We start from the raw sequence: 6,845 nt of genomic DNA, 5'->3' as shown, positions 1-6,845 counted from the left end.
GCTAGGCTTTGGCATGATTTGCTCCCTAGAAATTGTGAAGCAATACATCCAGAATCAGTCAGAGGGTGCTATCCATCCCCACCGTATAGACGGTGGGGAATTCCGCACCTTACGTTAAGCCACAAGATCACCCCGACCTAGGGCAAGATGGAGCGGCGCTCCGTCACGCGGTCGCTCTGCTGCTGGCGATCCGGGCTGACGGCCCAAGCCTCGAAGATCAGCTCGGGGACGCCAGGAGGGATCGTCAGGCGGGTGAGGGCTTGCCACTGCCCTTGGTCGTCGCGGGAGAAGTCCAGCAACCAACGGGGCCCATCCACCAAAGAGCGGGTGCGGCCATGCTTCACCCAAAACTTGATCCAAAAAGGAGCTTGATGGGGCGATCCGGCAGGGTCGGCCATGGGGGGCAAGCGCAACACCACATCGAAGTTGTCTCCGGCTCGGAGTTGCTCCGGCACCACCAGTTGAGGAGTGGGACAAAGCGAGTTTGAGGACTCCGTTCCGCTTACGCGACCAGAGCCCTCCGGGATCCCAGCCCGTGCCTGCGTTGGCAGGACGGACTCTAGGCAGGGTGGCTCAGCTTGGGCAGGTGAGGGAGGCAACTCTGCCGTCTCCGCTGGGGACTCCGTCCAAGGGTCGCGAACAGACAGAGGTTGAGCAGATTGCAGGGGATCGTCCTCGGGAGAGGGGGTCTCGCGCTCCCGTCGCAGGGTGGAGTCTTCTTCTGGGGCGCTGTGCTGCCAGATGCGCAACAACTTTTGCAGGGTGCGTTCCGGAGACAGCAAGGTTGGCGTCGGGGCGGGACTGCTGCTTGCAGCTTGGGGGGAGGCTTCCCGCAACTGTGGGATCCCCGAAGAGGAGGCAGGCAGCTCTCCACCTTGGCTTCGGCAGCGGATGGAAAAAGGAATGGTCAAGGGTTGCCGGTTGGGATCCCCCCACGAGGAAGGGGTGAGGCGCAGTTCTCCCTGCAAAGGCTGGAGCCAAGCGTGGCTCGGCAGAGTGATGGGGATGCTGAACACCGCCGTCCGAGCTTCTGCCGGAAATTGGATCAGCCGTTGCCCTTGGAAAATTGGGTTCTCTCCCCCTTCTTGCCAAACCCGTACCCGTAGCTCGCCGCTGCAGCCGATCCGCCCCGTCAACACCAGCACCTCATCGGGGGATCCCTCCAATTCGCTGTGCATCAGGGAAAACAGCTCTGGTGGGACGGCAGCCGCTTTGGTCTGGGCAGAGGGTTCGGGCCCCGTTGGCTGGGCCGCCAAAGGTGCTGCGGGTTCCGGCTGAGCCGAGACGGGCACAACCTGGAAACGCAGGCAGTTGTTCAGCTCTGTCTCACCGAACAGCTCGGCGATCAAATCGGCATCGCGACAGTGCAATTCCCAAAAGCCAGGGGTGAGGTGGGTGGCCGGCAAAATGATGCCGATCCCTTCCTCGTTGGTGCGCACTGAACGGGTTTGGATTTGCGCAGGAGTGGCAGCAGTGGATCCTGGATTCTGTCGGACTTCCACCGTAATGGTGAAGTGGGGCTGGGGGGAACGGGCAACGATGGTGTAGGTGTCCTCTTCTAGAACGGCCCCCTCGGCTGGTACCGGCTGCCACTCTTCTTGGCCGTTGCGCCGCACCCAAAAACTCAACATCGCTCATCACCTCTGGGACGCCAAATACTTCACCAGGTCAGCTTGCAAGAGGGTTTGCTGCTGCCCCGTGGGCAAGTGCTTGAGCTGCACTTCTCCGGCCCCAGCTTCTGCATCTCCCAGCACAACAGCCCAAGTGGCGCCGCCGCGGCTGGCCCGTTTGAACTGCTTGCTGAAGGCGCTGCCGCTGAGATCCAGCTCGGTGCAAAAACCGGCCTGGCGCAGGGCTTGGGCAATTTGAAGGGATTGAGCCTCGGCTTTGGCTCCGCGGGAGATCACGTAGATGTCCAGCGGCCTTACCACCCCCTCTGGCTGCTTCTTTTGCAACAGCAACACCAGCCGCTCCAGGCCAATGGCCCAGCCCACTGCCGGGGTGGGAGGGCCGCCCAGCTCTTCCACCAGGCCGTCGTAGCGACCGCCCCCGCAGACGGTGCTCTGGGATCCCAGCTCCGGCGAGATGATCTCAAAGGCGGTGTGGGTGTAGTAGTCCAAGCCGCGCACCAGGTAGGGATCCAGCTCAAAGGGGATGTCTAGGGCTTGGAGATGGGCCTGCACTTGCTCAAAGAAGGCCCGCGAGTCGGCGCTGAGGTAATCCGGCAGCTTGGGGGCCCTCTCGGCAATGGCACGGGTGCGGGGATCCTTGCTATCCAGGATGCGCAGCGGGTTGCGGCCAAGGCGCTCCTGCGAGTCGGGATCCAGCTCCTCCTTCAGGGGGGTGAGGTAGTCCACCAAGGCTTGGCGGTAGGCCCGCCGATCCTGCAGATCCCCAAGGGAGTTGAGCTGCAAGGTGAGGTTCTCCGCCCCCACCGCCCGCAGCAGATCCCAGGCCAAGGCGATGACCTCAGCATCGGCGCGGGGATCGCGGCTGCCCAGCAGCTCCACCCCCAACTGGTGGAACTGACGCTGCCGCCCTGCCTGGGGACGCTCGTAGCGAAACATGGGCCCACAGTACCAGAGGCGCTGCACATCGCCCGCCACCTGCAACCCGTGTTGGATGTAGGCCCGCACCACGCCGGCGGTGTTTTCGGGGCGCAGGCTCACCTCCTGCTCGCCGCGGGTGCTAAAGGAAAACATCTCCTTGCCCACCACGTCGGTGGCGCTGCCAATGCTACGGGCAAAGAGTTCCGTCAGCTCCAGAATCGGGGTGCGGATCTCCTGGTAGTTGGCCCGCCCCAAGATCTCGCGGGCGCTGGCCTCCACGCGCTGCCACAGCCTCACCTCCGGCGGCAGGATATCGCGGGTGCCCCGCACCGCCTGGATCATCTCCATGCCTGCTCTCCCTTTTTGGAGCCGCGCCAATGGCGATTGTTGTTATCCATCCATCAATTATCGACGACAGCGCTCCGCACTGCTAACAAGACAGGCTAAGCTCGCCCAGAGCGAGGATGCCGTTCGAGGAGCGGAAGCAGATCCCAGCCCAAGTAGGGGGTAGCAATTTGGCTGGCGGCAACAACAGCGGCGGTGGTGGCCCGCAAAATGGTGGGGCCGAGAGAGACCGGTACTCCCCCATGTTCCTCGGCCTGCCGACGTTCGGCAACTGTCCAGCCCCCCTCTGGGCCGATGGCCATAGCCAGGACGAGCTCCTTCTGCGGCATCCCCAGCTTCGGCAGGGCTTGCACCAGCAGGGGGACGTTCTCTCGAGCGACGGCTATACCCCACCAGTCGGCCCTGAGCTCGGCCAGCCAACTTGTCCAAGGGGTCGGGGGATCAACCTGGGGCCAGCGCAGCCGCTCACATTGTTCGGCGGCCTCCTGCACAATTTTCTGCCAGCGTTCCCGCCGGCCAGATCCCGGCTCCACCACGGTGCGCTCCGTCAGCAGGGGGGTAATGCGTGCTGCCCCCAGCTCGGTGACCTGGCGAAACACCTCATCAAACCCCGGCCCCTTGACCACCGCCAAGCCCAGATGCAGGTAAACGGGCAACTCCCGCGGCAGCGTCTCCACCTCGCCCGCAATTTGGGATCCCTGCGGCTGCCAATGGGCCAGCCACAGCTTGCCGGAGCCATCCAACACCAAGAACGGATCCCCCGGCTTGAGGCGGCGCACCCGCTGTAGGTAGTGCCGCTGCGGGCCGGTCAAATGCAGCCCACCAGCGGGATCCCGCTGCGCCGGGTCGATGGCCAGGCGGGGCAGGGAACTCAGGTCGTGCGTGCGTTCAGACAGCACCACTCCCCCCGTCGCCAGAGGGCTGCCACCACCCATTCATTGGCCTCCAACATCTCCGCCACCAACTTGGCCTGCTCGATGAGGATACCGCTGAGGATCAGCCATCCCCCCTTTTTCACCACCAGGCCAAACTCCGGGATCATATCCAAGATCACGTCCGTCAAGATGTTGCACACCAGCCCGTCCACCACCTCGGGAATATGCTCCAGGCTGCCTTGAGCCACCACAATGCGATCCGTCAGGCCGTTGAGATCCCGGTTCTGGAGCGTGGCCTGCACCGCCAGCGGGTCGATGTCCACCGCAAACACCCGCTTTGCCCCCAAAAGAGCCGCCGCCACCGACAAAATGCCCGAGCCACAGCCTACATCGGCCACCGTCACCGCCAGGGGATCCCCGCTCTCCAGGCGCATCTCCAAAGACTCCAGACAGAGCTGGGTGGTGGGGTGCGTGCCCGTGCCAAAGGCCATGCCCGGATCCAGCCGCAGCAAGAGACGACCGGGGTGGGGGGGTGGATCCAGCCAGGCCGGACAGATGAGCAGCTTGTCCCCGACCGGTTCGGGCTGCCAGTGCTGCTTCCAACTGTTGCTCCAATCCTCTGCCTCTATGCGTTCCCAGCGCAGTTTGGGAAGGGGCTGGCCGGCAACAAGGGCGTCTTGCCGCAGGCGCAGCGCCAGAGCCGCCAAATCCAGAAGCGTGGCGCGGAACCAGGGCAAATAGGCGTGAATGCTGATTCGATCTTCGCCGTAGGCCTGGCTGGCCATGCCCTGACAGCCAAAGCTCTCCAGCCGCCAAAAGATCTGATCCTCCTGGGCAGGGGCAGCAATGATGTTGAGATCCCACCAGGCCCCAGCCGGATCCGGCCCTTGGGCAGGCGAGAGCGGGCTGAGGTTGGCAACGGTCGTGCTCACTAGGGATCCCTTCAACAAACCTAAGGAAAACCGAAATGTTGGCTAACAGAATAGTGATCCAAGTCGCCAGCAGGCTAGCACTTAATACAGCACTCTACATCAGAAATTGGAGCCCTCCCCTCAATTCATCGTTTAGGCTTTAAGAGCCTGCCCCATTGTTCCTGGTTAATCTGGGATTTGAAGGCGCACGCTGTTGGCTCAGCAGCGACGCAGGGATCAACTCCCCCCAATTGGGGGATGGCCCTCAGCGGTTCCTTGGATGTCCAGCTCAGCCTTATGAGATAGATTAAATCAAAAAGTATTGAACAAGAATTGGGTACAGCGTTGACGTTCACTTCGAGCCCCAGTGATTTTACGGATAGATGGGGTTGGGTTAGGGCGTGTTGAGGAACGATGGAGAAGGAGCAATGCAGGTGGCAAGGCCGATGTCAACCGAGCAGTCAGCGCAGCAGCCGAAGGTGGCTCCTCTTGCCAGAGGGGAAAGGGCTGCCCATGAGGATCCCCAGCCGCTCAAAGTCAGCACTCACAAGGACTCCGTCCCGCTGACGCGAACGGCTCTCATGCAGCGCTTCAACCAGAGCTTTCCGCCTTTTTATAGCCAGTTTGTCAGCAGCGAGGTGCAGGCCCAAAATCTGCGCTTGGCCTATGCCCTCTACCAAACCCGCAAGGCCGTGGTACAGATGCAGGACGAGCGCGGCAAGACGGTGGTTTGTCTGGCCTATCGCAACCGACCTTCTCTGCTCAGCGACCTGTTTGGGGTGCTCACCGCTTTCAATCTTGCGGTGCATGGCATTCACCTTTACGGGCAGATCTACTCACCGCACTTGGTGTTTATCCGCGTCACCGTCTCCCGCGATGGCCACAGCCTTTCTGCCCAAACCAAGCTCAACCTAGAACGGGCTATTCACGAGTGCTTGGCAGGGGTGTTTCCCGTTCATGAAACTTTGGCGCTGGAGTTTGATCTCAAGGCCGGCTTGAAAGACACCCAGGTTTCTTTTTATTTTGACCCAGTGTTTCATCTGCCCACGCTGTTGGTGGATGTGGACAACCAGCCGGGCGTGTTTTACCGGGTGATGACCGCTCTAGCGCAGGAGGACTTGACTGTGGTTAACCTCAATCTGATGCTCCGCCGCAAACGGGCGCGCTTCATTTTCTACTTGCTGGGGCCGGATGCAACTCCAACCATGCCAGAGTTCCTAGGGCAAAAATTGGCGTTGAGCATCCGGCAGCGGCTGCAAGGGGATCCCGTCTAGAAAGGACTCCGTTCGAGTAGCGCGAACGGCACTAGATGGGCATAGGACTGGGGGGCAAGTCAAAAAGGACGGTGCTCATGTAGCGCTCGGCCCAGGCGGGGCCAAAAGCTTTTTCTAGAACGCGGCGGGTGCGGTCGTTTTGCTGTTGCTGGCTGCAGTAGCGCTGCTGCCCTTGGTAGTGGGCCAGGATCTGTGCGGGATCCGTCTGCGGGGGGAGCTGTTGCGCCAGCCGGCAGTGGATTTCCAGATAACGGCAGGCGAAATCCAAAAAGCGGTCGGCTTCCGCCTCATCGCCGGGCCGGATAAACAGACAGTAAGGGGAAAAAATCGTCCCCCACGGCGGCAACTGGCGTCGCTCTTGAAAAGGGGCGAGATGAGCTCCCAAAGCTTCCAGCTCTTGGACATAGGGATCCGGCAAAGTGGGGGTGACCGGCGAGAGATCGACGATGGCGGCGCTCACCTGGCCGCGGCCGGCCACAATATCACAGCCAAACAGCGGCAGCGGGTACTGCGGCTGCGGAAACATGACGCAGTGGAGAATATCCAGGCTTTGCCCGGCCTGGGCCAGCTCCAGGTGCAGCTTGCGAAAGGGATCCCCTTGGTAGCAGCGGTTTTCGATCTGCAATTTCTCCCCCTCTAGGCGGCCCTCCACATAGCCCAGATCCTCCGGCAGGGCATAGGGAGCCAAGGTGAGGTGGGATCCCCAGATCTCTAGGATCGCCTCGCAGAGACGCCGGATAAGGGGGTGCAGTTGGGTTTGCAGAGCAGGGGCGGTGAACATGGGAGCCAAGAAGACCGGTTAAGCGACAAGTCCTCGGAAGCCCCGCCGGGCCAATCCCCAAAGGTGCCTTCCTGAAACCCAGGTTTCAGTAAGCTGAGGTGGGACTTAAC

The 6,845-nt window shown here is 61.8% G+C and carries 6 protein-coding genes; 1 reads left to right on the top strand and 5 read right to left on the bottom strand.

Annotated features, from left to right (window positions below; translation table 11 throughout):
- Window positions 1–137 precede the first annotated feature (137 nt).
- From NW857_RS04885 to prmA, 4 genes are all read right to left on the bottom strand, one after another.
- Window positions 138–1,631: a hypothetical protein gene (locus NW857_RS04885; protein WP_414333603.1), complete on the bottom strand. Its 1,494-nt coding sequence runs from the start codon at window positions 1,629–1,631 to the stop codon at window positions 138–140.
- A 6-nt stretch (window positions 1,632–1,637) separates the two neighbouring features.
- Window positions 1,638–2,897, bottom strand: a complete 1,260-nt coding sequence (gene hisS, locus NW857_RS04880; protein ID WP_414333605.1) for a histidine--tRNA ligase — start codon at window positions 2,895–2,897, stop codon at window positions 1,638–1,640.
- Between the two features lie 95 nt (window positions 2,898–2,992).
- A complete protein-coding gene (locus tag NW857_RS04875; RefSeq protein ID WP_414333607.1) occupies window positions 2,993–3,793 on the bottom strand; it encodes a 16S rRNA (uracil(1498)-N(3))-methyltransferase in 801 nt (266 codons plus the stop codon).
- A complete protein-coding gene (prmA, locus tag NW857_RS04870; protein WP_414337713.1) occupies window positions 3,766–4,701 on the bottom strand; it encodes a 50S ribosomal protein L11 methyltransferase in 936 nt (311 codons plus the stop codon). Before prmA ends, NW857_RS04875 begins: the two co-directional genes overlap by 28 nt.
- A gap of 458 nt (window positions 4,702–5,159) precedes the next feature.
- Here prmA and NW857_RS04865 point away from each other — a divergent pair, with 458 nt between their 5' ends.
- Window positions 5,160–5,954 carry a hypothetical protein gene (locus NW857_RS04865; protein ID WP_414333611.1) on the top strand — a complete coding sequence of 265 codons (795 nt, stop codon included), beginning with the start codon at window positions 5,160–5,162 and terminating at the stop codon, window positions 5,952–5,954.
- A 31-nt stretch (window positions 5,955–5,985) separates the two neighbouring features.
- On the opposite strand, the gene NW857_RS04860 is transcribed toward NW857_RS04865, so the two are convergent.
- Entirely contained in the window at window positions 5,986–6,735 is a 750-nt protein-coding gene (locus tag NW857_RS04860; protein ID WP_414368123.1) for a phycocyanobilin:ferredoxin oxidoreductase, read from the bottom strand.
- Window positions 6,736–6,845 lie beyond the last annotated feature (110 nt).

This window comes from Synechococcus sp. H55.9 (genome assembly GCF_047462355.1).
Lineage (GTDB): Bacteria > Cyanobacteriota > Cyanobacteriia > Thermostichales > Thermostichaceae > Thermostichus.
Note: the sequence above shows the minus strand (reverse complement) of the source record. Positions and strands in the feature narration are given on the sequence as shown.